Annotated in this window: 26 protein-coding genes; 18 read left to right on the plus strand and 8 right to left on the minus strand. The window is 73.0% G+C overall.

What is annotated here, in order from left to right; all coding sequences use genetic code 11:
• The first annotated feature begins 118 nt into the window (after positions 1-118).
• The 3 genes from EKD16_RS04360 to EKD16_RS04370 all read left to right on the plus strand — a co-directional run bounded on the left by EKD16_RS04360 (position 119) and on the right by EKD16_RS04370 (position 2,524).
• Complete coding sequence (locus tag EKD16_RS04360; protein ID WP_131097210.1) at positions 119-1,210, plus strand: CDP-alcohol phosphatidyltransferase family protein; 1,092 nt, start codon at positions 119-121, stop codon at positions 1,208-1,210.
• A 16-nt stretch (positions 1,211-1,226) separates the two neighbouring features.
• The gene (locus EKD16_RS04365) at positions 1,227-1,628 is read left to right on the plus strand and encodes a DUF3618 domain-containing protein (RefSeq protein ID WP_131097211.1); all 402 of its coding nucleotides are present in this window, start codon (positions 1,227-1,229) and stop codon (positions 1,626-1,628) included.
• 68 nt (positions 1,629-1,696) lie between these two features.
• On the plus strand, positions 1,697-2,524 hold the full coding sequence (locus EKD16_RS04370; protein ID WP_131097212.1) for a class I SAM-dependent methyltransferase: 828 nt from the start codon (positions 1,697-1,699) through the stop codon (positions 2,522-2,524).
• A 51-nt stretch (positions 2,525-2,575) separates the two neighbouring features.
• Here EKD16_RS04370 and EKD16_RS04375 read toward each other — a convergent pair whose 3' ends face one another.
• The gene (locus tag EKD16_RS04375) at positions 2,576-3,787 is read right to left on the minus strand and encodes an alanine racemase (RefSeq protein ID WP_131097213.1); all 1,212 of its coding nucleotides are present in this window, start codon (positions 3,785-3,787) and stop codon (positions 2,576-2,578) included.
• 195 nt (positions 3,788-3,982) lie between these two features.
• Here EKD16_RS04375 and purU point away from each other — a divergent pair, with 195 nt between their 5' ends.
• The gene (gene purU, locus EKD16_RS04380) at positions 3,983-4,855 is read left to right on the plus strand and encodes a formyltetrahydrofolate deformylase (RefSeq protein ID WP_131097214.1); all 873 of its coding nucleotides are present in this window, start codon (positions 3,983-3,985) and stop codon (positions 4,853-4,855) included.
• A 298-nt stretch (positions 4,856-5,153) separates the two neighbouring features.
• Here the strand turns inward: purU and EKD16_RS04385 are convergent, their stop codons facing one another.
• Complete coding sequence (locus EKD16_RS04385; protein ID WP_131097215.1) at positions 5,154-5,711, minus strand: Asp23/Gls24 family envelope stress response protein; 558 nt, start codon at positions 5,709-5,711, stop codon at positions 5,154-5,156.
• The gene (locus EKD16_RS04390) at positions 5,702-6,247 is read right to left on the minus strand and encodes an RNA polymerase sigma factor (protein WP_131097216.1); all 546 of its coding nucleotides are present in this window, start codon (positions 6,245-6,247) and stop codon (positions 5,702-5,704) included. The genes EKD16_RS04385 and EKD16_RS04390 overlap by 10 nt, the downstream gene beginning before the upstream one ends.
• 294 nt (positions 6,248-6,541) lie before the next feature.
• Here EKD16_RS04390 and EKD16_RS04395 point away from each other — a divergent pair, with 294 nt between their 5' ends.
• The 7 genes from EKD16_RS04395 to EKD16_RS04420 are packed head-to-tail and all read left to right on the plus strand — an operon-like array spanning position 6,542 to position 9,433.
• On the plus strand, positions 6,542-7,036 hold the full coding sequence (locus EKD16_RS04395; RefSeq protein ID WP_242677229.1) for an Asp23/Gls24 family envelope stress response protein: 495 nt from the start codon (positions 6,542-6,544) through the stop codon (positions 7,034-7,036).
• Complete coding sequence (locus tag EKD16_RS04400; protein ID WP_131097218.1) at positions 7,036-7,380, plus strand: hypothetical protein; 345 nt, start codon at positions 7,036-7,038, stop codon at positions 7,378-7,380. The genes EKD16_RS04395 and EKD16_RS04400 overlap by 1 nt, the downstream gene beginning before the upstream one ends.
• Positions 7,377-7,613 (plus strand): hypothetical protein, encoded by a 237-nt coding sequence (locus EKD16_RS04405; protein WP_131097219.1) that lies wholly within the window; start codon positions 7,377-7,379, stop codon positions 7,611-7,613. The genes EKD16_RS04400 and EKD16_RS04405 overlap by 4 nt, the downstream gene beginning before the upstream one ends.
• Positions 7,614-7,637: 24 nt before the next feature.
• Positions 7,638-7,808, plus strand: a complete 171-nt coding sequence (locus EKD16_RS25205; RefSeq protein WP_165498491.1) for a hypothetical protein — start codon at positions 7,638-7,640, stop codon at positions 7,806-7,808.
• A gap of 6 nt (positions 7,809-7,814) precedes the next feature.
• Positions 7,815-8,195, plus strand: a complete 381-nt coding sequence (locus EKD16_RS04410; protein WP_242677230.1) for an Asp23/Gls24 family envelope stress response protein — start codon at positions 7,815-7,817, stop codon at positions 8,193-8,195.
• A 40-nt stretch (positions 8,196-8,235) separates the two neighbouring features.
• Positions 8,236-8,841 carry a DUF6286 domain-containing protein gene (locus EKD16_RS04415; protein WP_131097220.1) on the plus strand — a complete coding sequence of 202 codons (606 nt, stop codon included), beginning with the start codon at positions 8,236-8,238 and terminating at the stop codon, positions 8,839-8,841.
• Positions 8,842-8,848: 7 nt separating this feature from the next.
• A complete protein-coding gene (locus tag EKD16_RS04420) occupies positions 8,849-9,433 on the plus strand; it encodes an Asp23/Gls24 family envelope stress response protein (RefSeq protein WP_207391427.1) in 585 nt (194 codons plus the stop codon).
• 111 nt (positions 9,434-9,544) lie between these two features.
• Here the strand turns inward: EKD16_RS04420 and EKD16_RS04425 are convergent, their stop codons facing one another.
• A complete protein-coding gene (locus tag EKD16_RS04425) occupies positions 9,545-10,267 on the minus strand; it encodes an HAD family hydrolase (RefSeq protein WP_165498492.1) in 723 nt (240 codons plus the stop codon).
• Between the two features lie 250 nt (positions 10,268-10,517).
• Between EKD16_RS04425 and EKD16_RS04430 the strand changes: the two genes are divergently transcribed.
• The gene (locus EKD16_RS04430) at positions 10,518-11,381 is read left to right on the plus strand and encodes a hypothetical protein (protein ID WP_131097222.1); all 864 of its coding nucleotides are present in this window, start codon (positions 10,518-10,520) and stop codon (positions 11,379-11,381) included.
• A gap of 233 nt (positions 11,382-11,614) precedes the next feature.
• Here the strand turns inward: EKD16_RS04430 and EKD16_RS04435 are convergent, their stop codons facing one another.
• The 3 genes from EKD16_RS04435 to cofD all read right to left on the minus strand — a co-directional run bounded on the left by EKD16_RS04435 (position 11,615) and on the right by cofD (position 15,238).
• A complete protein-coding gene (locus EKD16_RS04435; protein WP_131097223.1) occupies positions 11,615-12,280 on the minus strand; it encodes a lytic polysaccharide monooxygenase auxiliary activity family 9 protein in 666 nt (221 codons plus the stop codon).
• A 670-nt stretch (positions 12,281-12,950) separates the two neighbouring features.
• Entirely contained in the window at positions 12,951-14,267 is a 1,317-nt protein-coding gene (locus EKD16_RS04440) for a coenzyme F420-0:L-glutamate ligase (RefSeq protein WP_131097224.1), read from the minus strand.
• Positions 14,264-15,238 (minus strand): 2-phospho-L-lactate transferase, encoded by a 975-nt coding sequence (gene cofD, locus EKD16_RS04445; RefSeq protein WP_131097225.1) that lies wholly within the window; start codon positions 15,236-15,238, stop codon positions 14,264-14,266. The genes EKD16_RS04440 and cofD overlap by 4 nt, the downstream gene beginning before the upstream one ends.
• Positions 15,239-15,683: 445 nt before the next feature.
• On the opposite strand from cofD, the gene EKD16_RS04450 reads away from it, so the two are divergent.
• The 5 genes from EKD16_RS04450 (at position 15,684) to EKD16_RS04470 (ending at position 23,127) form a co-directional block, all read left to right on the plus strand.
• Entirely contained in the window at positions 15,684-17,216 is a 1,533-nt protein-coding gene (locus EKD16_RS04450) for a hypothetical protein (protein ID WP_131097226.1), read from the plus strand.
• Between the two features lie 243 nt (positions 17,217-17,459).
• Positions 17,460-17,747 (plus strand): WhiB family transcriptional regulator, encoded by a 288-nt coding sequence (locus tag EKD16_RS04455; protein WP_040272150.1) that lies wholly within the window; start codon positions 17,460-17,462, stop codon positions 17,745-17,747.
• A gap of 246 nt (positions 17,748-17,993) precedes the next feature.
• The gene (locus EKD16_RS04460) at positions 17,994-21,266 is read left to right on the plus strand and encodes a glycosyltransferase family 2 protein (RefSeq protein WP_131097227.1); all 3,273 of its coding nucleotides are present in this window, start codon (positions 17,994-17,996) and stop codon (positions 21,264-21,266) included.
• Entirely contained in the window at positions 21,263-22,705 is a 1,443-nt protein-coding gene (locus tag EKD16_RS04465; protein WP_131097228.1) for a DUF5719 family protein, read from the plus strand. Before EKD16_RS04460 ends, EKD16_RS04465 begins: the two co-directional genes overlap by 4 nt.
• Before the next feature lie 161 nt (positions 22,706-22,866).
• Complete coding sequence (locus tag EKD16_RS04470) at positions 22,867-23,127, plus strand: hypothetical protein (protein WP_131097229.1); 261 nt, start codon at positions 22,867-22,869, stop codon at positions 23,125-23,127.
• Positions 23,128-23,148: 21 nt separating this feature from the next.
• Here the strand turns inward: EKD16_RS04470 and EKD16_RS04475 are convergent, their stop codons facing one another.
• Complete coding sequence (locus EKD16_RS04475) at positions 23,149-23,574, minus strand: metallopeptidase family protein (protein ID WP_131102020.1); 426 nt, start codon at positions 23,572-23,574, stop codon at positions 23,149-23,151.
• A 128-nt stretch (positions 23,575-23,702) separates the two neighbouring features.
• Here EKD16_RS04475 and EKD16_RS04480 point away from each other — a divergent pair, with 128 nt between their 5' ends.
• Positions 23,703-24,140 carry a DUF3499 domain-containing protein gene (locus EKD16_RS04480; protein WP_131097230.1) on the plus strand — a complete coding sequence of 146 codons (438 nt, stop codon included), beginning with the start codon at positions 23,703-23,705 and terminating at the stop codon, positions 24,138-24,140.
• Positions 24,141-24,474 lie beyond the last annotated feature (334 nt).

Below are 24,474 nucleotides of genomic sequence, written 5' to 3' on the forward strand. Positions count from 1 at the left end.
CCCGGGGGCGGCCTCCGCTGCGTAGACTCGTGCGGCACACACCGGGCATCGCGTGTCCGGTAGGCGCCCGCCTGGGCAGGAGCACATCCGCTTCGTGTGTGGGAGTTTCGAACCGACGATGGCTGGTTTCACGCTCGACGAGGTCAAGGAGCGCACGCTGCGAGCGCGCGACTCCTGGTTGACCGTTTGGCTGGTCGACCCCTTTGCGGTGCCGGCGGTGCGCACCATCGCCAACCGCACCTCCATCACCCCCAACCAGCTCACCGTCACGGCCCTGTTCCTCGGCCTGGGCGCGGCCGCCGCCTTCTCCGTGGGGCAGTGGCAGTTCCTGCTGCTGGGCGCCGTGCTGTACTACCTGTGCTTCCTGGTCGACTGCATGGACGGCAAGCTCGCCCGGCTGATGGACCGCGAGAGTCTGTTCGGCTCGTGGATGGACTACGTCTTCGACCGGTTCCGGGTACTGGTGTGCGCCATCGCCCTGATGGGCGGGCAGTACGTGGTCACGGGGCGCGTGGGGTTCGTCTGGCTGGCGCTGGCCGTGGTGTTCGTGGACATGCTGCGCTATCTGAACGCGCTGCAGGTGTACAAGGTCCGCCGCGAGATGCGGTCGCGCCTGGCCGCCGCCTTGGAGCGCGCTCGGGCGACCCTGTCGATGCTGGAGCCCGACCCTGAACCGGAGCCCGATGGCGAGGCCGGGTCCCGGCCGATGAGCGATCAGGGCGAGCAGGCCGTGCTGCGGCACGGCATCTCGGTACTGGAGCACATACTGCAGACCCAGAGCGAAAAGGAGAGCCGCTACGAACGCGACGAGGGCAAGCACCCCGACATGCGCCTGCCGCGCGTCGACCTGCACCAGGAGTTCCGCACCCGGTTCCCCTGGTATCAGCGGTTCTGGGACTTCCTGCGGGCGCGGCGCATCCGCACCCACCTGGTCAGCGGTATCGAGTTCCAGATCGCGGTGTTCGTCGCGGCCCCCGTGATCGCGGTCGCCTCAGCGTCCGGCATGGCCGCCTTCGTCGTCGCCGCCGGTGTTTCGCTGCTCGCGTTCGAAGCCGCCCTCGTCTATAAACTGTGGTTGTCCACGCGGGACTTCTTCCGCGTTGTGGACGGGATCGAAGGCGCGCTGGGCTTCCCGCCCGCCCACGGCGCCCCGGCTGCGGGCCTGCAGCGGGAGCCGAGCGCCGGCCCGTCCCAGGCCACGCTGCGATAGCGGAAGGAAGCGCTTTATGGAGGAACGCGAGCCCTCGGCCCTGCCCCGGGACCCCGCCGCTGTGCAGGCCGAGATCGAGCGGACCCAGCAGCGGCTGGTCCGGGCCGTCGACGGCATCGCCGACCGCACCAAGCCGGCCAACGTGGCCCGGCGCGGCTGGGACCGCGTCCGCGGTGCGGGGACCAGTCTGGCCGAGGAGGCCCGCTCGCTGGCGGGCGGCGGCAAGGCCGTGCGACTGGACAGCCACGTCGTGGAACCCCCGGAAGGCAGCGTCCGGCTGCGCGGCGACGACGAGGTGGTCTCCACCTACACCGCGCGCGGCCGCCTCGCCCCCGAGGTCCTCCTGCTGGGCGCCGGCGTGGGCGTGGTCGTGACCGTCGGCGTGATCGCGATGGTCCGGCGGCGTCGGCACGGTTAGGGCTACGCCGGTCAGCCCCCCGGAAAACGGTTTGCGGCGGGCGGACGGAACGCCGATACGATCCGGGCATGGAAGACCGGGCACGGACGACGGCCGCGCGGGTCTTGGAGAACAGGCGGCTCTGGGACGAACGCGTGCCCATCAACGCGGCGAGCGAGTTCTACGACCTCACGGGGTTCCGCTCGGGACGAGACGACCTGGATTCGTTTCAGCTCGACGAGCTCGGTGACGTCGACGGACTCGACCTCGCCCACCTGCAATGCCACATCGGACTCGACACCATGGCGTGGGCCCGCCGCGGTGCCCGGGTAGCCGGGCTCGACTTCTCCGCTCCCGCTGTGGAGACCGCCGCCGCCCTCGCCGCCGAAGCCGGTCTCGAAGGGCGGGCCCGGTTCATTGCGGCCGACGTCTACGATGCCGTCGAGGAGTTGGGAGCTCGCGCATTCGACGTCGTCTACACCGGCAACGGGGCGCTGATGTGGCTGCCCGACATCAGCCGGTGGGCCCGTACCGTCGCGGGTCTGCTGCGCCCCGGCGGGCGGCTCTACCTGGCAGAGTTCCATCCGCTGACCGATGTGCTCGACGACGAAGACGGGGCCACGGTCGTGCGGGACTACTTCTCGCGAGGCGCGCGGACCTACTACTCACCGGGTTCATACGCCGACTGGTCGGCCGAGACCGTGCATAACAACGCGACGGAGTGGCACCACACCCTCGGCGACGTCGTCAGCGCGGTCGCCGGGGCCGGGCTGCGTGTCCAGTTCGTCCGTGAGCACGAGACCATCCCGTTCCAGCGCTACGCCGCCCTCGTCGCGGACGGCGGCCGGTTCCGGTACGCCGATCGGCGCACGCGACTGCCGCTGATGTACTCGCTCGCTGCAACGGCCGATGCCTAGCGCACGCGTGTAGGCCGTCGGCGGACACCGGGAACGTCGGTCGCCGGCGCACTATAGGAACGCCTTGCCTTCGCCGCGGTAGGTCGGCACGGCGGTGACGTCGCTCGGGGCAGGGCCGTCGACGAGATGCAGTTCGGTGAACCGCTCGCACAGCTCGCCCGCCTTGGCGTGGCGCATCCAGACCAGGTCGCCGACGGACATGGTGTCGGCGGCCGCGCCCAGCAGCGGTGTCTGCACCTCTCCGGCACCTTCGGTGGGGCTGTAGGACAGCCCGGCGGGAAGGTAGGGCTGGGGTAGCCGTCCTGCGTCGGGCGCTCCCGATGCGAGGTAGCCGCCGCCCAGCACGGTCGCCGCGCCGGGCCCGGGACGGCGCACCACGGGCAGCGCGAACAGTGCCGCCGGCCGCCCGGAGAATCCCGTGTAGTGGTCGAACAGCCGCGGCTGGTAGAAGCCCGAACCCGCGGCGACCTCGGTGACGGCGCGTTCGCGGCGTGTGGTGTGCACGCTGCCGGTGCCGCCGGCGTTGACGAAGCGCAGCTCGGCGACGGCGCGGACGGCTCGTACGACGGCGGCGCGGCGGCGGGCCAGCTCCATGCGGGAGCGGTGCTGCACCCAGCGCAGGGCGCGCCCGTAGAGGGGGCGCTCGGGCGGCGCGTCGCCGACGCCGGCGATCTGGGCCTCGTAGGCCATGATGCCGTCGAGGCGCAGGTCGGGGTGCTCGGCGATCGCGCGGGCGAGCGCCGCTGCCTGAGCGGGTGTGCGCACGGGGGAGCGGTGGGCCCCGATGCGCATCCGCGGTCCGAGCGGCTGCCAGCTGGTGTCGACGTCGATGCACACCTTGACGGGGCGCCGCGAGCTGCGCGCGGCACCGGCGATCATGTCCAGGTGAGCGGAGTCGTCCACCATCAGCGTGATGCGCTCGGCGGCCCGCGGGTCGGCGGCCAGCTCGGTGATCGCGCGGGCGTCGGCGGTGGGGTAGGCGACCAGGATGTCGTCGCTGATCGGCCCGTCGGCGCCGCCGTCGGCCAGCCAGAGCGCCTCGGGCAGGGTGAACGCCATGATCCCGGCGAATCCGGGTGTCGACAGCGCCTCCTTGATCAGGTGCCGGCAGCGGATCGACTTGCTGACCACGCGCACCGGGGTGCCGGCCGCCCGGCGCGCGATGTCGGCGGCGTTGGCGCGGAAGGCCGCCATGTCGACGATCGCGAAGGGGGCGCTGAGTTCACTCGTCGCGGTCTCGTACTGCTCGCGGGCGCTCGTCATGACCGGAGCATGCCACACGAAAGTGAATCTTGTTCATATCCTTCCGGGAGGTTTCGTTTCCGGTCCGGTGGCCGCTCCTGCCGCGGGGGCGTGCCCCCCGGGGCTTCGCGGGCGGCGCCGGCGCCATCGGCTCACCTATACCCTGGGAGGCCCCGGCTCGACGAGCCGGTTGCGAACCCCCGGGAGACCGTCACCATGAGCGCCGGTTCGACTGAACGCGAGTACGTGCTGACCCTGTCCTGCCCCGATGCCCGCGGCATCGTGGCGGGCGTCGCCAACCTGCTGGCCGGCCACGGGTGCAACATCACCGAGAGCCAGCAGTACGGCGACTCTTACTCCGGGCGCTTCTTCCTGCGCACCCAGTTCACCGGACCCGCGGCGGGCGCCGACGGCGAGGACGCGCTGCGCGGCTCCTTCGCCTCCCTGGCCGCGGAGTTCGACATGGAGTGGGATCTGCGCCCGCGCGACGTCCGGCCGCGGATGCTGGTGATGGTCTCCCGGTTCGGGCACTGCCTCAACGACCTGCTCTACCGGCAGCGCAGCGGCCTGCTGGAGGCCGACATCGCCGCCGTCGTCTCCAACCATCCCGACCTGGAGTTCCTGGCCCGTTCCTACGACCTGGACTTCCACCACCTGCCGGTGGCTCCCGAGACCAAGACCGAGCAGGAGGCGCGCCTCCTGGAGCTTGTCGACGCCTACGACGTGGACCTGGTGGTCCTTGCGCGCTACATGCAGGTGCTCTCCGAGGGACTGTGCGAGAAGATGTCGGGGCGGATCATCAACATCCACCACTCGTTCCTGCCCAGCTTCAAGGGAGCCCGCCCGTACCATCAGGCGCACGCGCGGGGGGTGAAGCTGATCGGGGCGACCGCGCACTACGTCACCGCCGACCTCGACGAGGGCCCCATCATCGAGCAGGAGGTCTCGCGAGTCGACCACACCCACAGCCCCGAGCAGCTCACGGCGATCGGCCGCGACCTGGAGTCGCTGGCCCTTGCCCGAGCGGTGAACTGGCACGCCCAGCGTCGGGTGCTGCTGAACGGCGAGCGCACCGTCGTCTTCCGCTGACCGGGGCATCACATCTAAGCCGTGTGTAGAGCGCCGGTCTGCTGTGCGGCAGACGAGCAAGGCCGAGCAAGGCCGCACAGCAGATCTGAGCCGCCCCTCCCCACGCACCGCTACCGGCGGTGCCCGCTTCCTCGACCGCGGGCCCCGGCCCGCCATCGTCCCCGGTGTCCGTTGCTCCCGTCATTCAGCCCGCCGCCCGGCCGGGGGCGAGGCCGGGGCAAGGCAGAGTAGCGGATCCGAGCCGCACGGCCCGGCCGACCGTGGGAGCCGGACCGATCCAGCACCTCTTAAACACGACTTAGTCCGCGGAAGGGGCGTCCACGTCGGTGACGTCGACGTCGACGGCCGCGATGTCCCAGCCGAGTCGGTCGCGCCCCGCCTGGCGCAGGGCCCGGCGCAGCTCGGCGGCGGTCTCGGGAATCGCCGCTCCCGAGGCGAACCGGGCGCTGACGCGCACGTCCACCCGGTCGGTTTCCTGCCGGATCTTGCGGACGACGGCCTGCGCGACGCCGGGCACTCCTTCGGCCGCGCCGCGCAGGATGGCCGCGGCGACCGGGCGGCGTACGCGTGTGCTGCCGGCCTCCTCGCCCGCCAGCCGGTAGGTGCGCTGCGAGCGGGGGTCGGCGCGCACCGCGCGCATCACGTCGTCGAGCAGCTGCGGTGGTGCGGTCACGTGCTCGTCGGCGAGGTCGCCGCGCGCGGCGACGAGCGGGCCGAACTCCGCCGCCGCGGCCAGGCAGTGCGGGCAGGCGCGTTCGTGCGCGGTTCGATCACCGGAGCGCAGGTGCTCGAAGAGTGCCTCGGGGTCGGTGCCGCAGGGCAGGAGGGGAGCGCGGCCGCCGGGGTCTACCGCCATGGCTTGAGCACCTCCACGAGCTGGGTGCGGGCGCGGTGGATGCGCCCGCGCACGGCGTTCGGGGTCGTATCGACGATCTCCGCTATCTCCGCATAGCCCATCCCTTCCAACTCGCGCAGCACCCAGCAGATCCGCTGCGGCGGTGGCAGCCCGGTGAGCGCCTCGGCGAGCGCGTCGCGCAGGCCGCCCGCCAAGCTGTACTGCTCCGGCGTGGGGGAGGGGCCCGCCTCGTCGACGCTATCCGTCGGCGCCTCGGGGGCGCGGTCGCGGGCGAGGTTGAGCGCGCGCCGCGAGGCGATGCGGTACAGCCAGGAGCCGAAGCGCTCGACGTCGGCCAGGTCGGGCAGCCGGTGCCAGGCGGCGATCAGGGCTTCCTGGGCGGTGTCGGCCGCGTCCGCCTCGTCGCCGAGGACACGCAGCGCGATCCGGTAGACCGTGTCCTGATGGCGGCGTACCAAGAATTCGAAGGCGTCGGGGTCGCCGTCCTGCGCCCGTGCGGCCAGAACCGAGTCCGGTAGGGGCGGCGTGGTAGCCATCGTCGGGCCTTCCACCTCGCACTTCTCCGACGCGGTCACGTTGCGACCATTGTTGATCACACGCAGTAGCGATACAGTGAAATCCGTTCAACCGGATCCCGATGTGATTCACATCACCGGCGAATCGGCGTGAGTCGCACACCCGTTTCGGTGTCTTCAGGGCGTGACAGCGACGATCCACGGACGCGCGGCCGTCCGACCGCCGCGCGGCACCGGATGCGCCCACGGCGCGGCCGGGGCGGCCAGGGGCGCGCGCTCACCACGGCTGGTCAATCCGATCAGGGGGAATGGACAGTGACAGAAACCACGGCGGAGCCCAAGGTGCCGGGCGCCCGGGACAGCCAGTCCGGCGCACGCGGCGGATCCCGCGATCTGGTCACGGCCAACGGCCGGACCTCCATCGCCGACGGCGTTGTCGCCAAGATCGCTGGCATGGCGGCGCGCGAGGTCGACGGCGTCCACCGCATGGGCGGCGGCGCCGCACGCGCGTTCGGCGCCGTACGCGACCGCGTCACCAGCGCATCCGGAGGCGGCAGCACCGGCGGCGCGGCGCGCGGCGTCAGCGTCGAGGTCGGCGAACGCCAGGCGGCAGTCGACATCGACCTCGTCGTCGAGTACGGGGTGTCCATCCCCGACCTCGCCGGCGCGGTCCGCCGCAACGTCATCGCCGGTATCGAACGCATGACCGGGTTGGAGGTTACCGAGGTCAACATCACCATCGACGACATCCACCTGCCCGACGACGAAGGCGCCGGCGAGTCCGAGGACTCCGAGCCGCGGGTGCGCTAATGACGGCCGACGACGAAGCCGGCCCGCGGCCGCCCGCCGACGACGCCGCGGCCGAGGCCCGGCGCATCGCGGAACGGGTGCGCGGGGTGCCCGGAGTCGTCCGGCTCTCGGCCGGGCCCTTCGGCACCGTGGCCACCCCTGGACCGGGCGGCCGCGTGGACGGCGTCGCCGTGCGGGGGAGCGGTGTCGAGGTCGGCGTGGTGGTGCTGCTCGGTCGGCCGATTCCCGACGTCGCGGACGAGGTCCGCGAGACCGTGCTCGCGGCCGTCGGCGGGGGCGGGGGCCGCGAGGTCCACGTCTCGGTCGAGGACCTCGCCGAAGAAGGAAGCGGGGTAGCGACATGACGGACGACCGGCGGGAGTTTCGCGTCTGGGTCCGCCGGAACCACCCCGACCGCGGCGGAGACCCCGAGGTCTTCGCCGCGGGCCTCAGGCGCCGGCGCGCCGGAACGGGGGCCGGCGCGCCGGACGCCGCGGCCACCGAGGCCCACCGCGCCCCGCGCGGGCCGGTGGGCCTCATGACCGCCCTCGTCCGGCGCCGGATGCGCGCCCGCGCGGTGCGGCGCGGACTGCGGTGAGGGGCAAAGGAGAGGTGAGGGGACATGTGGCCCGTCGTCGGATTGGCCTTCGGATCGGTGCTGGGACTCGCCGGCGCCTTCGGCGGCTTCGGGGCGTTCGCCCTGGTGCTCGTCCTGGGGGTGATCGGGTTCCTCGCGGGTCGGGCCTTCGAGGGGGAGATCGACCTCGCCGAGCTGTTCACGCGCCGCGGGTGAGGCCCCGTGGCTAGCAGCGGAGTCGAGCAGCCGCCCGCGACGGCCGAGGTGCCGCGGCAGCGCACGGCGACCGAGCCGCCGCAGGCCCGCGGGCGCACGGTCGTCGGCGCGGACGTCGTCGCCCGGATCGCGGGCCGGGCGGCCGCCGAGGTCCCCGGTGTCGTGGCCCGCCGCGGCAGGACGCGCGCCGGAGCACGCATCACCGGCAACGGCGGCACCGCGACGCTGCGGCTGCGGATCGCGGTCGGTTATCCGCGCTCCGCCCGCGAGGTCGCGCGGCGGGTGCGCGACCACACCACCCGCAGGGTGCAGGACATGACGGGGATGTCGGTGCGCCGTGTCGACATCGAGATCGCAGAGTTGGTGCGTGGTAGCCGCACGGAATGATCCCGGCCGCCCAGGCGGACGGCGGGGAGGAGGAAGCGCTATGGCAACCGTGGAAGACGCATTGAGCAGGCCGGACCCGGCGACCGCGCGGCGCGCGAACCGCGTGGCCGTGCATACCTTCCGGCCGCGGCGATCGTGGCCCGCGCTGATCGTCGGCGTGCTGGTCCTCGGCGTCGCCGCGCTCGCGGCCGCCGAGGTCGCTTCCGCGCTGGCGGGTGCACCCATGCGCAATGCGGTCACGACCGCCGCGGACGGCTACGCCGCCGAGACGCGCTGGAGCGATCCCGTCGTGCAGGTCGCCTCGGCGGTCGCCGCGGCGATCGGCCTGCTGCTGATCCTCGCCGCGCTCGTTCCCGGCCGCGGCCGCTTCACGGCACTGCGCACCGGCGACCCCGCGCTGGTGGTGGGGCTGTCGCGCTCGGCGCTGCGGCGCACCCTCGCCGCGGCCGCTCAGGATGTGGGCGGCGTGCGCGGCGCCCGCGTGTCGGTGGGGCGGCGGCGGGTCCGGGTTCGTATCCGCACCGACCTCCGGGACGCTCCCGAGTTGCGCGGCGAGGTCGCGTCCGCGGTGCAGCAGCGGCTGGCCGAGTTGGCGCCCGTCTACGGGTTCAAGGTGAACACGCGCGTGCGGCGGACGAAGGTGTGAGGGACGGATGACGGCGGCTTCGGCCGCGCGCAGAACGGCGCGCGGGAACAGGTGGGGACTCGTCCTGGCGGGAGTGGTGCTGGTGGCGCTCGCGGTGCCGGCGCTGGCAGCGGGGCGCGGACTGCTCGGGCAGGGGGCGGCGGCGGAAGAGCTGGACGCCGTGGGAGCCGCCGGGGCCTGGCTGCCTTATGCCGTCCTGGCGGCGGCCGTCGTGGTCGGGCTGCTCGCGCTGCGCTGGATATTCGTGCAGGGGCGCACCGGCGCCGTCCGCCGACTGGTCGTCGACCCCGAATCCCGCTCGGGAACCACCGAGATGCCTGCGGGCGCCGCACGCAGCGCCTTCGAGGAAGCGGTGGGGGAGTATGCGGGAGTACGGCGGGCGCGGCTGCGGATGACGGCCTCGGCGCGAGCGCCGCACGTCCGGCTGGACCTCACCGTCGACGAGGACGCAGACGTCCCCGCCCTCTGGCGGCGGGTGCGCGCGGAGGCGCTGGAGGACCTGCGTTCGGCCCTGGACCTGGACGGCCTGCCGGCGGTCGTCCGGATGTCCATGGTCCCACCGCCGAAGAACCCGCGCCGCACCCTGGCCTGAGGCACGGCGAGGACCACGAAGACCATCGAAGGAGGAGCGGCGCCGGAGGCCGCCGGGGGGAGCCTCCGGCGCCGCTCGCTCGCCGGATTCACGCCGGATTCACGCCGGGATTCACGCCAGTAGTTCGGCCAGCACCGCGTCGGTGTCGCTGAGGTCGTCGAGCACGACCTCCGCGCCCGCAGCGCGCAGCCCGTCGGTCGGGACCAGGCCGGTGGCCACGGCCACGATGCGGGCGCCGCCGTGCAGAGCCGCCAGCACGTCGTTGGCACTGTCGCCGACCAGCACCGTCGTATCCGCGGTGAAGGCCGTACCGGTGGACTCCTGCACCCGCTCGCGAGCGATGCGCACGAGTTCGGGGCGGTCCATGTGGTCGTCCCCGTACGCGCCGATGGAGAGGTCGACGAACCGGTCGAGGCCGAAGGCGGCGAGCTTGCGTTCGGCGTTGCGCCGCGTGTTTCCGGTCAGCAGCGACGAGACGGTGTCCGGGTCGTCCGCGCAGTGGCGCAGGATCTCCGGAACGCCCGGCAGCACCCGGCCCCGCTGGGCGAACTCGGTGCGGCGCGCCTCGAACATCGTGTCCTGGATGCCGAGGAAGCGGGGGAAGCACGACTCGGTGGGCTTGAGCCCGTTGGCCAGTTGGGTCTCGTGGAACCACTGCCACTCGGTGCGCCCGGGGGCGTGTGTGCGGGTGTGCTCCGCCAGCCCGCTGAACTCCGCGAAGGCCGCGGCGAAGATCTCGGCGCCGAGGCCGTCGACGTCGATGAGGGTCTTGTCGATATCCCACAGCACCAGCCGCTTGCCCACCCGGTCCCCCTTGCCGGCCTGCCGCCGCACGCCGCTCGCTTTCGTCGGTGCCCCGCGGCCGGCGGCCGGCCGCCGGAGCGCATCCTCCGTCACGTTAGCCGACGCGGCGCCCAACCGATGCCTTCCTCCTGTCGGTGCGGGCGCGGAGTCTTGTCCGTCCCCTGCTGGACACGAGATGCCGTTCTGAGGATAGGCTTACCTATCGGCGCCTTGGTCGCAGTGGCGCCGTACCGGTGGCGCCTGCGTCCGCGCCACCGCGTCTCGCTGCGAAGGGGGGCCGATGCCGGGTAGCCATCCGCTTGCCGAAGTCGTCGACTGGGTGAACGAGCGCGACCTGTACTTCAAGACCGACCTGCTGGCCGCGCGCGACCCCGAGCCCCGGGGTGCGGAGTGGTTGCGCCTGGACCGGGTGCCCGATCGCGTCCCCGACCTGATCGACGGCCTGGCGGCGCGGGCGTGCCAGGGCCACCGCATCGCCGCGTCGGCCTTCTTGGCCGCCGACCTGGGCCGTCAGGCGCTCACCTTCGCGGCCATGTCGGCCTACCTCATCGGCCGGGCGCCGCGCCTGGACGCGCACCTGCTGTGGGTGCGGCTGACCGAGAGCGGCCGCCTGGACCGGATGGCCCTTCGGCAGTCCGACACCGCGGTGCTGCCCGGCGACGCCGCCGCCGACCGCCCCGGAGTGGTGACGCCGGCCTCCGAACGCGAACTGGACGCGTGGTTCGTCGGCGCCGCTGCGGCGGCCCTCGAACCCGCCGTCCACGCGGTGCGCGCCACCACCCGGTTCGGGCTGCGCCCGCAGTGGAGCATGGTCGCCGACGCCCTGCACTCGGCCCTGCTGCTGGCCTCCCACGAGGTCGGCGCCGACCAGGCCGCCGCCTGGGAGCGGGCTCGGCACATGGTCACCTGCCTCAACGGCGACCGCTCGCGCGTCGCTCCGCGCCAGCGCCCGTTCCCACTGGCACTGGCGGGCCGTCCCGCGCACCGCCCTGAGCGGATGTTCATGGTCGCCGGCGGATGCTGCTTCTACTACCGCTTCTCCGGCCAGAAGTGCGCCACGTGCCCGTTGTCCGGCGACGACGAGCGTGAAAGCAAGCTGCGCGACTACTACGAGGCACCCGCCGGCACCGCGAGTGCGTCCTAGCAGCGCTTCGCAACGGATTACTGGATTCCGCGCGATCCGCCCGGCTCGCTGCCGCCTGCGAAGGCGTCGGCGAGGGGCGGGCCGCCGTGGCCGCTGACCGGGATCGGTGTCCGCGGCCAGACGCACGCGACGTAGTACCACTGGCCGGTTGTGCGCGCGCGGGCCCCGCCGGATGTGGGGGTCCGGCGGGGCCCGGTCGTGCGGCGCGGGAACTCAGCCGATCGGTCGGCCGATCAGGCGAAGTTCACGTCGCTGCAGATGTAGTAGTTCTGGTCCATGTGGGACGCCTTCCAGATCGTGAAGATCACGTGGCGCCCGTCGTAGCCCGAGGTGTTCACCTGGAAGGTGGTGTTCTCGGCCGGCGCGTAGCTGCCGGTGGTCTTGACCAGGTCCAGGTCCTCCCAGCCCAGCGGCTCGCTGGTGGGGTCGTAGCTGTTCTTGCTGACGTAGACCTTGAAGTAGTCGGCGCCGTGCTGGGCCTGGTCGTACAGGTTCATGGTGAAGTTGTCGGTGATGTCGGTGGTCTTCCACGCACCCGGCGTGTCCAGCGAGGAGTAGCGGCCGTTCTGGGTGTCGCCGCCGCTGCAGAGGTTGCCGCTGGAGACGTGGGCCTCGTGGTTGCCGTTGACGTTGTTCTTGTAGAGCCCGTTCCAGTTCCACATGGCGTTGGGGTTGTCCTGCCAGGCCTGCCAGCACATGGGGTCCTCTTGGGCCATGTTCTCATTCAGGTGGTCGTCGCCCCAGCGCTCCCAGCAGCCGTAGTTGCGGCTGGCCGGGTCGACGATCGAGCCGTGCGCGGCGGCGCTGTTCGCCAGCGGCAGCATGCAGGCCAGCGCGCCCGTGAGGGCGGCGGCGACGGTGAGGGCTCGGCGGGGGGCGGACTTTGCCGTTGCTTGCATTGCGCGATCTCCGTGTTCCGGTTGGGGGAATGGCCGGTGGTTCGGGAGCGCTCCCATGTAACAGTAACGTTACCCCATGGATTCGCCGAAAAACACAGTGTTTCCGATTCTGTCGGGATCGGGGCCGATAGCTTCGGTATGCAGAATCCGCTTCGCCGCAGGACAGCGGACTGCTGGGCGCGGCTCGTCCTCGTTCGATTTCTCTTGGCGGGCGACCCGCGCACAGCCCCGCTTCTCTGAGTCGTGTTTAAGAAGCACTGGATCGGGCCGCCGCCCATGGGCGGCCGGGCCCCGCATCTCGGGCCGCCGCGGGCCGGTCGGCGCATCTATTGCGCGGCTTGGCCCGTCTATCGCGAACTTATGGTCGCAGGTAAGCGCATTCCGCGGCCATAAGTTCACGGTCATCGCCTTGCGTCGGGCCCGCGCCGACAACCGGGCGGCCGCCGGGCTCCGACCACCCGCGGCCGGGGCCGGCGACCACCGCCCCGACCACCGCGGCCCCCGGCCCCGCCGGCGTCGTCGCCGTACCCGTCGGCCACCGCCACCGGCGGGCACCCGGCCCGTTGGGCACGGGCCAAGCCCCTGCCGTCCTCGGCGCCGCTTTAGACCACCCATCCACCCGGCAGACCGACAAGGCCGCCGAGCAGACGGGCGTTCTTGAACACGGCTTCTAGCGGACCGCCACGAAGGCGTCCGGCTCGCGCGGCGGGCGGTCCTTCGGCGGTGCGGCGGGGTGTCCCACGGCCACCGCTCCCATCGGCTGCCAGTCCGCGGGCAGCTCCAGCACGCCGCGGACGACGTCGGGGCAGAACATCGTCGAGGACACCCACGCCGAGCCCAGCCCTTCCATGGCCAGTCCCACCAGCAGGTTCTGCACTCCGGCGCCCATTGCCACCAGGAACATCGACCGCTCGGCGGTGGCCCGGCGCTCGTCCGGATAGGGGTGTGCACCGTCGGCGACCAGGCACGGCACGACAAGGTAGGGCGCCTGCCGGAGCACGTCGCCGCGGCGCGTGCGCCGGACGATCTGCTCCTCGCTGAAGCCGTCGCGGACCAGATCGGCGACCCAGGCGGCGAGCATGTCGTCCAGTAGCCGCGTGCGCGTGGCCGCGGACTCCACCAGCACGAACCGCCACGGCGTGGTGTGATGCGGCGCGGGCGCCGTGACCGCCGCGGCCACCGCCCGGCGCACCGCCGCGGGGTCGACGGGATCGCCCGTGAACTCGCGGATCGTGCGGCGCGCGGGGACGACGTCGCGGGAGCCGTAGCGGAACATGTCGTCGTCGGCGGGCCGGACGAGCTCGGCCGCACCTGCGCCGTCCTCTTCGGTGACCAGATTCGCCAAGCCGCGCACCACGGCGACCGGTACCCCGGCGGCCTTCCCCTTGACCAGTTCGCCGGCTCCGGCGATCTCGTCGGCGACCGCGGAGAGCGTCGACTCCAGCAGGTTGCCGTAGGTGTCGGTGCTGCCGCGCAGGTCGTGCAGCGCCGCGATACCGGCCGCGCCGATGGCGACGTCGGTCTGGCCGACGCGCCAGGGCCGGCCGAACGTGTCGCTGAGCAGCACCGCCGTGCGCACGCCCAGGCGCTTGCGCAGTCCGGCCCGCAGGGCGCGCGCCGAGGCGTCGGGGTCCTCCGGCAGCAGCAGCACCCGCCCCGGTTCGACGTTGGAGGCGTCCACGCCGGCGGCCGCCATCACCAGTCCGGTGCGGGTCTGCACGATTCGGGTGCGGCCGCGGCGCGCGACCACCCGCTCGGTCTCGGCGTCGATCGCCGACTCGCGGTCAGCGGCCGCGATGCGGCCCTCCGCCTTGCTGACGATCTTGGAGGTCACCACCAGCACGTCGCCGTCGCGCAGGTCGGGTGCCGCGTCGGCGACCAGTTCCGCCAGGTCGTCTCCGGGGCGCACCTCCGGCAGGCCCGGCACTGCCGAGACGCGCAGCTCGGCGTCCGCCGCGGATGCCGAGCCCGAGGCCGTGTCGTTCATGACGGCTGTCCCTTCAGCTGCGCCGCGAGGTCCAAGGCGGCCCGGGCGATCGCGGCGGTCGCCTCGGGGTCGCTCATGTACAGCGGCAGTGAGCGCACGGCGACGCCGTCCACATGCGTGTGCTCGTCGGCCTTGTCCACCAGCCAGCCGTCCAGCAGGGCGGGCCCGTAGTGCTCGGCCACCGCTTGGGCGCTGGTCTCGACCCCGATGGCCTTCAGGCAGGCATCGGCCATCCCGCGGACCGGAGCGTCGCCGATGATGGGGGAGACGCCGACCACGGTGGTGCGCTCCAGTGCCTCCCGGATGCCGGGCACCGCGAGGACCGAGCCGATGCTGACGACCGGGTTGGACGGCGGCAGCAGCACGGCGTCGGCTTCATCGATCGCCTCCAGCACGCCGGGCGCCGGAGCCGCGTCTTCGGCGCCGATCCCCGTGATCTCCCGCGCCGGGAGCGCGGCGCGGTACCGGATCCACCACTCCTGGAAGTGGATGGCCCGCCGGCCCCCGGGTTCGTCGTCGACGACCACGTGGGTCTCGACGCGGTCGTCTGTCATGGGCAGCAGGCGCACCCCGGGCCGCCAGCGGTCGCACAGTGCCGCGGTGACCGCGGAAAGGGGGTAGCCCGCCGCCATCATCTGCGCCCGCACGATGTGGGTGGCCGTGTCGCGGTCCCCCAGCCCGAACCAGGTGGGCTGCATGCCGTAGGCCGCCAACTCCTCCTTGACGGTGAACGACTCGGCGGCGCGCCCCCACCCCTGTTCCTCGTTGATGCCGCCGCCGAGGGTGTACATCACAGTGTCCAGATCCGGACAAATGCGCAGACCGAAAAGAGTGATGTCATCGCCCGTGTTTCCGATGACCGTGATGGCCGGGTCGGTGCCGGTCGGTTCGGCTCCCACTCCCAGTGCCGCCTGCAGCCCGCGCAGGAAGCGCGCGCCCCCGATACCGCCTGCCGGTACGACTATCCGCATGGGCTCAAGTCTGGCAGGCTGTGGTGGTGTATGTGCCATACTCCCCGCCGTCCGCGGGGAGCGGGAGACCCGGCGGCGTGGAACGGCACGATCGGCGCCGTCCCGAGCACCGGTTCGGACGGCAGGGGGTTCCGGGCGGCGCGGCCGCGAGGCCATCCGCCGTCGGCGAGGTGCCGCGGAACGGCACGTTTCGGCCCGCGGCCTGACCGGCCAGTGTGGTGTCCGTGTCAGTGTTCGTGTCTGTGCCTGTGTTTGTGCCCGTGTCCGACCGCGGGCGCGGTGGCATCTCGGGCAAACGGGCGCTTGCACGTCCCGGCGCCTCCTGGGCGCGTCCGGGAACGGCCCGGCGGCTGCCGTTCGGGCGAACGCCTTGACAATCCGTTGATATGCAAAGCTTTCACCGGCGCGAGGGACGCGACGGCGAAGCACCGGAGGGGAACCTCTCTTGAACAACGAAGCACTCAACCGCCTGCGGGTGCCCGCTGCCTGGGCGCTGCTCGGTGCTGTGGCCGCCCACATGCTGGGCGGCCTCATCTTCATCTTCGGCCACGGGGCCACCTACGACGCCTCGATAGCGGGCAACTTCACCAGTGTGGGGGGCTCGCTGTTCTACGGGCCGCTGCTGATCGGCATGCTCGTCGGCGCGGTCGCCCTGGTGGTCACCGCCCCGACGAAGACGTCGGTGAACTTCCCGGTGGTACTCGTCGCGCTGATCCTGGGCGGTTTCGCCGGACTGATGGGCGTGATCGGTCTCGTGATGGGCTTCATCAGCGCCAACGAGAGCCAGGAAACGGCGGACGGGTTCACCTCCTTCCTTTCGGTGGGCGGCAAGTTGGCCGTCATCGTTTTCGCGTTGCTGTTCATGCAGCGCGTCTTCGGCGACCACACGCTCGTTCCCCGCTCGTCTCCCCAGCAGAGCATGCCGATGGGCATGCCCGGTTACGCCCCGCAGACCGGAGCACAGCAGTCCTTCGCCCAGCCCGGCTACCCCACCGGCGGGCAGCCGGCCTACCAGCCCCAGCAGCAGGACTGGTCCGCGCAGCCGGCCTACGGCGCTGCGGCCGCCCAGCCGGGTGGTTACGACCCCAACATGTACCCGGGCTACGACCCGAACCAGCCCGCGGCCTACGACCCCGCCCAGCAGCCCTACGGCGCCGACCCGATGGTCCAGCAGGGCTATGCGGCGCAGGAGCCGGTGGCGCAGTCTCCCTATGCGGCCGACCCAGTGCAGCAGCCCTACGGCGCCGACCCGAACGCCCAGCCCGCCTACGGTGCCGCGAGCGGCGGCCAGCAGCCCTATGCCCAGGGGTGGGGGCAGGACCCCTACGCCCAGCCCGGTGCAGGACAGGAGGGCTACCAGGCCGCGTACGGACAGGCCGGCTACGGCCAGGACTGGCAGCAGCAGGGCTACGGCCAGGGCTACCAGCCGGGCTACGACCCCTACGCCCAGCACGCGTACGGCACGGGCGCGGGCGGTCAGCAGCCCTACGGCACCGGCGGGCAGTCGGCCTACGGCACCGGCGGTCAGCAGCCCTACGCCTCCGGCGGCCAGCAGGCCTACGGCACCGGGACCGGCGGGCAGCCCGCCTACGGCAGCGGTGCCGACTCCTCCTACGGCACGGGCGGCCAGCCGGCGTACGGTCAGCAGGCCTACGGCACGGGCGGCCAGCCGGCGTACGGCTCCGGCGGCCAGCCGGCCTACGGCTCGCCCTACGACCCGTCCCAGTACGCGCCGCAGCCCGGCAGCGAGAGCGAGCGGGCCGCCCAGGACGCGATCCAGTACGGCTGGTACCAGCAGCCGGGGGAGCAGTCCGAGGCCCCGGCCGCCCAGCAGCGCCGCGACACGCCCCTGGACTCCTTCTTCACCGACGACTCGGGCGGGACCGACCAGACCACGAGACTGGACCCCTACGGCCAGCAGTCCGGTGAGGGCGGCGACACCCCGCAGGGGTGGTACCGCGACGACGACCGCCGCTGAGCCCGTAGTCCCGGCCCCAGTCCCGGCCCCGCATTGGGACGCCCGCCACAATTGCGTGGTAATCCGCTGAAGTCGACGCCCACGGGTAGACGCCCGGCGGTCGTTTGTTACATGATATTCGGGGGATTACCACGCAGCGCGCTTGACGCATACCAAGTCTCACGCGTGTAATTTCCTAGTGTGATTCCACCCTCCCGGGGGTCGAATGGGAGGGTACATCTAGGGGGGCAATAGGAGGTGCGCATGAGCGAGGTCATCCCGCTGGCGCACGGCGCAGATGAAGATCTGGGCTGGCAGGAGCGCGCCCTGTGCGCGCAGACCGATCCCGAGGCGTTCTTCCCCGAGAAGGGCGGCTCGACGCGGGAAGCCAAGAAGGTCTGCCTGTCATGCGAGGTGCGGGCGGAGTGTCTGGAATACGCGCTGGAGCACGATGAGCGCTTCGGCATCTGGGGGGGACTCTCCGAGCGCGAGCGGCGTCGGCTCAAGAAAGCGGCCGGCCAGGATTTCGATTTCCTCGCAGACATGCTGTGACCGCTTCCGGTACAGCTGAACGCGTGCCCTGGGTTTTCACCCGGGGCACGCGTTTTTTTATCCTCGCTTTACTCTTCCGCGTGTAGTGCGTGCGGTTTCGGGAAGACGGGGCCCGGCGCCCCGCTTCCAACCGGGGACGAATCGGCACGTAAGCGTCGGCAGGTGGCGTAGGGTGTTCTGCCGACAGTGCCCGACCGCTTCGGTCGCCCCGCCCTGAACCTCGAACCCCGAGAGCGAACCCCAGCCGTGCTACCCCTGGACCCGGCTCGCCACATCGTCACCGCCGTCATCGTCACCCACGACGGCGCCCGCTGGCTGCCGGAGACACTGGAGGCCGTCCGCGAGCAGTCACGGCCGGTGCAGCGCGTCGTCGGCGTCGACACCGGCAGCCGCGACCGCAGCGGCCGCATCCTCGCCGACTACATCGCCGCCGACGCGATCGCGAACCTGGACCGCTCCACCGGCTTCGGTGACGCGGTAAGCGCCGGCCTCGACCTTCCGCGCGCCCGCAGCGCCTTCCCCGGTGCGGCACCCGACGCCACCGAGTGGGTCTGGCTGATCCACGACGACTGCACCCCCGACCCCGACACCCTCCAGCACCTGCTGCTGGCGGCCAACGACGACCCGCGCGCCGCCGTGCTCGGCCCCAAGCTGCGCGACTGGTTCGACCGCCGGCTGCTGGTGGAGGCCGGGGTGACCATCGACGGCGCCGGGCGCCGGGAGACCGGCCTGGAATCGCGTGAGTTCGACCACGGCCAGCACGACGGCAACCGGCCGGTGCTGGCGGTCTCCAGCGCCGGGATGCTCGTCCGCCGCGACGTCTGGGAGCAGCTCGGCGGCTTCGATCGGGGACTGCCGATCTTCCGCGACGACATCGACTTCTGCTGGCGGGCCGGCGGCGCCGGCCACCGCGTCCTCGTCGTCACCGACGCCGTCGCCTACCACGCCGAAGCAGCGGCGCGCCGCCGGCGGCGGATCAGCGCCGCGAGCGACCACCCGCGCCGCCTGGACCGCCGCAACGCGATGTTCGTGCTGCTGGCCAACCTGCCCCTGGGCGGCATGCTTGCGGCGTTCGTGCGCAACACGTTCGCGTCCGTGCTGCGGGTGCTGATGTACGTGCTCGCCAAGCAGCCCGCCAACGCGTTCGACGAGGCGGTGGCGATCGGCTCGGTCTACCTCATGCCGGGACGCCTCGTCCGCGCCCGTCTGCGGCGCCGCCGCAACCGCCGGCGCACCTACAGCGCCATCCGCCCCTTCCTCGCGCGCGGTGTGGCTCTGCGCCAGTTCACCGACGCGGCGGCGAACCTGCTCGCCGGCACGCCGGGGCTGGACGCCCCCGGTCGGCACCAGGCCGTCACCGCGCCGCCCCGCGACGACGAGGACCCCCTCGACGACGACCAGAGCCTGCTGCTGCGGGCGCTGACCAGCCCCGGGCTGCTGCTGGTCGGCGGACTGACGATCGTCACCCTCGTCGCCGAGCGGTCGCTGCTGTTCGGCGCAGAGCTGTCGGGCGGCGCGCTCCCGCCGGTGCAGGGCGGGGCCTCGGACCTGTGGGCGCTATACCTGACCGGCACACCCGAGGTCGGCGCGGGCGCGGGGGCGCCCGCCCCGCCCTACGTCGGCCTCCTGGCGCTGCTGTCGACGCTGATGCTGGGCAAGCCGTGGCTGGCGGTCACCGTCATCCTGCTGGGTTGCGTCCCGCTGGCCGGTTTCACCGCCTACCTGCTGGCGCGGCGCATCCTCGACTTCCGTCCCGCCCAGGTGTGGATGGCCGGCTCCTACGCGATGCTGCCCATGGCCACGGGCGCGGTGGCCCAGGGGCGGCTGGGCACCGCACTGGTGCACGCGCTGCTGCCCGTGCTGGGCATCCTGCTCACCCGGATGCTCACCCTGCCCGCCCGCCAGTCGCGGCGCGCCGCCTGGGCGCTGGCGCTGTTCATCGGCATCGGCACCGCGTTCGTGCCGCTGCTGTGGCTGCTGGCGCTGGTCACCGGCGTGCTGGTGATCGTCGCCTTCGGCCACCTCGGCCGCCGCCTCTACGCCAGCGTCGCGATCGCGCTGAGCGTACCGCTGGTGCTGCTGCTGCCCTGGTCGGCGGAGCTGTTCCTGCACCCGTCGCTGTGGTTGCTGGAGGCGGGGCTGCACAGCCCCGAGTTGTCGGCGCCGCCGCCCAGCGCACAGCAGTTGCTGATGCTCTCCCCCGGCGGGCCCGGGAGCCCGCCGGTGTGGATCACGGCCGGGTTCCTCGCGGCCGCGCTGTTCGCGCTGCTGCTCCTGCGGCAGCGGCTGCTCATCGCCGTGGGCTGGAGCGTGGCGCTCTTCGGCATCCTGGTCGCGATCGTCGTCAGCCGTGTGCCCGTGGAGCCCTGGTACGGCGGCCCCTCGGCTCCGGCCTGGCCCGGGGTGGCCCTGGCGTTCGCCGCGACGGCGATGCTGCTTTCGGCGGCCACCACGACCCGGTCCTTCGGTGTGATGTGGGGGATGGGCGGTCCGCGGCGGGCGTTCGTCGCCTTCGCGGCGGCGCTTGCCCTGACGACTCCGGTGTGCGCGGCCGGGGTGTGGATGTGGCAGGGCGCCCAGGGTCCGCTGACGGGCCAGGGCGGGCCCGCGATCCCCGGCATGCTCAGCGCCATCAGCAGCGACGACCGCCACGCGCGCACGCTCGTCGTCTCGCCCTCCTCCGAGGGGCCGGTGCGCTACGCCGTGCTGCGCGGACGCGAGCCCCGCATCGGCGAGGGCCAGATCCCCACCGACCCGCGCACCCGCGAGGTACTCGACGGGGTGGTGGCCGGCCTGATCGCCGGCCAGGGGGGCGACCAGGCGCGCGAGCTCGCCGATCTCGGCATCGGCTACGTGCTGATGCCGCGCCCGCCCGACGCCGACAGCGGCCGAGCCACCCCGGTCGACACCCTCGACGGTGTCCCCGGCGTTTCCCGGGTGCTGCTGACGGAGCGGTTCGGCCTGTGGCGGCTGGACGACCCCACCGGGCGACTGCGCGTCACCGGCGACGGCGCGGCCCGAGTGCTGAAACGGCAGGGCGACGGCGCGGCGGCCGTCTACCGGGTGCCGTCCGGTCCTTCCGAGCGCACCCTGGTGCTGGCCGAGCCCGCCGGGACCGGCTGGAGTGCCGTGCTCGACGGACGGCAGTTGACCGCCGGCTCCGACGGCAGCGGCCTGACGACCTTCGAGCTGCCCTCGGGCGGCGGTGAGCTGCACCTGGACAAGTCCGACCCGCTGCGGCAGATGTGGTTGGTCGCCGAGGCCGTGCTGCTGGGCCTGGTCGCGATCCTGGCGCTGCCCGGTGTGCGCACCGAGGAGGACCTGCGCGAGGAGGCGGCCCAGCCCGCACCGCGCCCTCGCCGCCCGCCGCTGCAGGGCCTGCGCGCCTCCACGGGAGCGCGTGGGGCCACCCGCGGGCACCGCGGCCGCGGTGCCCGCCGTGCCGGAGCCCGCGGCGATCGGGGAACGAGGGGCGCCCGCGGTTCGCGCAGCGCCCACGGCGGAGGGAGCGACCGGTGAGGCTCATCGTCGAGAACCGCTTCGCGCTGCTGGTACTGGTTCTCATCGGCCTGACGGCGCTGTTCGGCGTCGCTTTCGCCACGCGCTCGGTCGGCGCCTCGCCCCGAGGGGCCGAGTCGCCGGCGACCGCGCCCGTGCAGTCGGCGCTGCGGGTGTGCCCGCCGCCGCAGGGCGATGACCGGGCCGCGCAGGCGGCGGCGTTCGCGACCGGCCCGGACGGTGAAAGCCGGGGCGGCGGCGAGTTGTCTGCGACGGAGAACACCGGCGAGGCCGCCGAGGTGGGCGAGCCCGCCTCGGCCGGCCGGCTGTGGAGTGCCGACACCGGCGGGTCCGCGGAGCACACCCTCGTCGCCGCCGAGGGTGCCGCGGCGGCCGGGCTGGAGGTCGCCCAGACCACGATCGGCGAGGACGGCGCCTACGCCACGGAGGTGCGCTGCGCCGAACCCGGCATCAGCACCTGGTTCGCCGCTCCGGGCGGCACCGATCTCGAGGGGTTGCGGCTGCTGCTGGCCAACCCCGACCAGGAGGCGGCGACCGTCAACGTCGACGTCTACGGCGCCGACGGCCCCGTCTACTCCGACGAGACCCGCGGCATCTCCGTGGGCGCCCGCGGCCGCAGCGAGGTCGACCTGACCGAGCTCATCCAGGGCAGCCGCGCCGCCGTCGTGCACGTGCGGACCAACTCCGGGCGTGTCGCCGCCTCGCTGTTCGCCGACCGCGGGGGCAGCGGCCGGGACTGGGTCCCGCCCACCGCTCCGCCCGCCGACACCCACGTCGTCCCCGCCATCCCGTCGGGAAGCGGCACAAAGCGGCTCGTGATCGCCGCGCCCGGCGACAGCCCCGTCACGGCCGATGTGCGGCTCTACACCGAGGACGGGCGCGCCGAGCACGACACGCTCACCGGCCTGAGCGTGCCCCCCGCGGCGGGCACCTTCCTCAGCCTGGAGGGTCCGCTGAGCAAGAAGGCGGGCACGGCCGTGGTGGAGGCCGACGGTCCAGTGGTCGTGGGCGTGGCCTTCTCCCGCTCCGGCGGCGACGACACCGCCTACACCGCCGCCGCGCCGCCGCTGCAGGGCCCCCTCCACGGCACTGCCGTCGTCCCGGCGAACCCCGAGGGCACTCGGACACGGCTCGTTTTCGGCGCGCTCGCGCAACCCGCCGCGGTTGTGGTGACCCCCGTCGCGGCGGACGGCGCAACGGGCGAGCCGGCCCGCGTCGAGGTCGGCGCCGAGCGCACCGCCGTCGCCGACGTGGAGGCACCCGACGGCGCCCACGCGCTGACCGTGCGGGTCGAGGGCGAGGCGCCCGTCTACGCCGGGCGGGTCCTCACCCACGAAAGCGGCGGCGACCGCGCGACGTCGCTCCAGCCGCTGCAACCGGCACCGTCGGAGGTGGCGCTGCCCGCGGTGGAGGACGGCCTTACCGCGATCGTGCGCTGACCGGCCCCGCGGACGTGCGCGAGGGTGCGCGAGACCGCAACCGGCCGCGCCGAGGGGGCGGCCTGCGGGCGACACGGCGCGCGGCACCTGCCATCATTGCGTGGCGGGCCAGGGCGCACGGGCGCCACGGGGGCAGCGGCCGTGCGGGTTGAGGGAGCCCCATGGACTACAACGGATACGAGCAGATCGGTGGCGCCCGGGAACGCTACTCCGGGACCTACGACAGCGCGTTCGCGGCCGCCCGGTGGTTGCGCGGGCGCTTCGCCGAGCACCAGCGCGGCGTGGCCAGCCAGTCGGTGCCGGTCGTCCGGGAGTGGTTCGCCGAACAGCGGCTGCGCAACGGCGAGCCGGTGACTTGGGAGGGCCGCACCGCCGACGGGGACTGGGTGGCGTTGTCGGTGGTGCCCGACGGGCAGCCGTGAGCGGCGCGCGGCGCCGTGCCCTCAGGTCTCGGGGTCCACGGTCTCCGGCTCCAGCCCGAGTAGGTTGGCGACCTCCTCGACCACGGTGTCGTAGACGAGCAGGGCCATCTCCTCGGGCTCACGCGTGCGGATCTCGACCGGCCTGCGGTAGACGATGATGCGCGCCTGCCCGGACTTGGCGGCCTCCAGCCGGGAGAACGGGATGCCGTCCTCGGCGGTGACCCCGCGCGGCACCCGGGGCACGTCCTCGACCAGGAACTCCACGTTCGCGAGTTCCCGCGCCCAATGGCGCTCCAGTCGCTCCACGGCATCGAGCACCAAGTCGTCGAACACATGAGCCCGGCTGCGGCTCATGGGCAGTTCAGGCGGCGCCAGAGGTCCGCGGACACCGCGCCCGCGCCGGTCTCGACGTCGTACTCGGTCGGCTTGAGCCCTATCAAGGTGCACTCGTCGCACGGTTCGAGACTATGCCATCCGCCGCCAACATGCAGCCCCCGGCGCGTTCCGGGCCCGCCTGCCGGACACAGCGGGGCGATGCTGGCGTGGGGCGTCGGAAGGGCATAAAGTCGATGCCCGTGAGCGTCGTACGACGCTGCTCGCGCACCGCGTGCCGGCAGCCCGCAGTCGTCACACTCACGTATGTCTACGCCGATTCCACGGCTGTGCTCGGGCCGCTCGCCGCCTACGCCGAACCGCACTGCTACGACCTCTGCGCCACGCACGCCGAACGCCTCACCGCCCCCCGCGGCTGGGAGGTCGTGCGGCTGCCCGCCGAATCCTCCGGCGCCGGGCCCGGTAGCGACGACCTGGAGGCGCTGGCCGACGCCGTACGCGAGGCCGCCCGACCGCCCGCCGCCGAAAGCCCGGTGGGCCAGGGCGTCGAGACCAACCGGCGCGGCCACCTGCGGGTGGTCAAATCCGAGGCCCGCCGGCACGACCAGCCGCACGAGACGCGCGAGCCGCCCGAGTCGCCCTCGGGCCACCCGCCGGCACGGCCGGGCCGCGAGTCCTAGCGGTACTGCGTCAAGCAACTGAACGCCGCGACGAGCCGAACCGGGCGGTATCGGCTGTTCGGCGCGCCGCCACGCGCCCTCACCGGGGTACCGGTAGCGCTGGGCGCCGGCTTCACCCTCCGCCGCCTTTGTTACCGCTTCTGACTACAGTTAGCCCGCTGCCCGGCAGATGAACAAGGCCGCCCAGTGGACCCGGGCCGCCTTGGCCGCTGAGGCGGGATCAGTGCCCGCGGCCGTAGGCGGCGGGCTCCGGGGTTCCGCCGCGCGCCCTTGATAGCTTGGGTTCGGCGCGGGCGCCGTCCGCCCGCGGCCGCCCGACTACTACCGGATCCGG

The sequence above is a fragment of the Streptomonospora litoralis genome, assembly GCF_004323735.1.
Lineage (GTDB): Bacteria > Actinomycetota > Actinomycetes > Streptosporangiales > Streptosporangiaceae > Streptomonospora > Streptomonospora litoralis.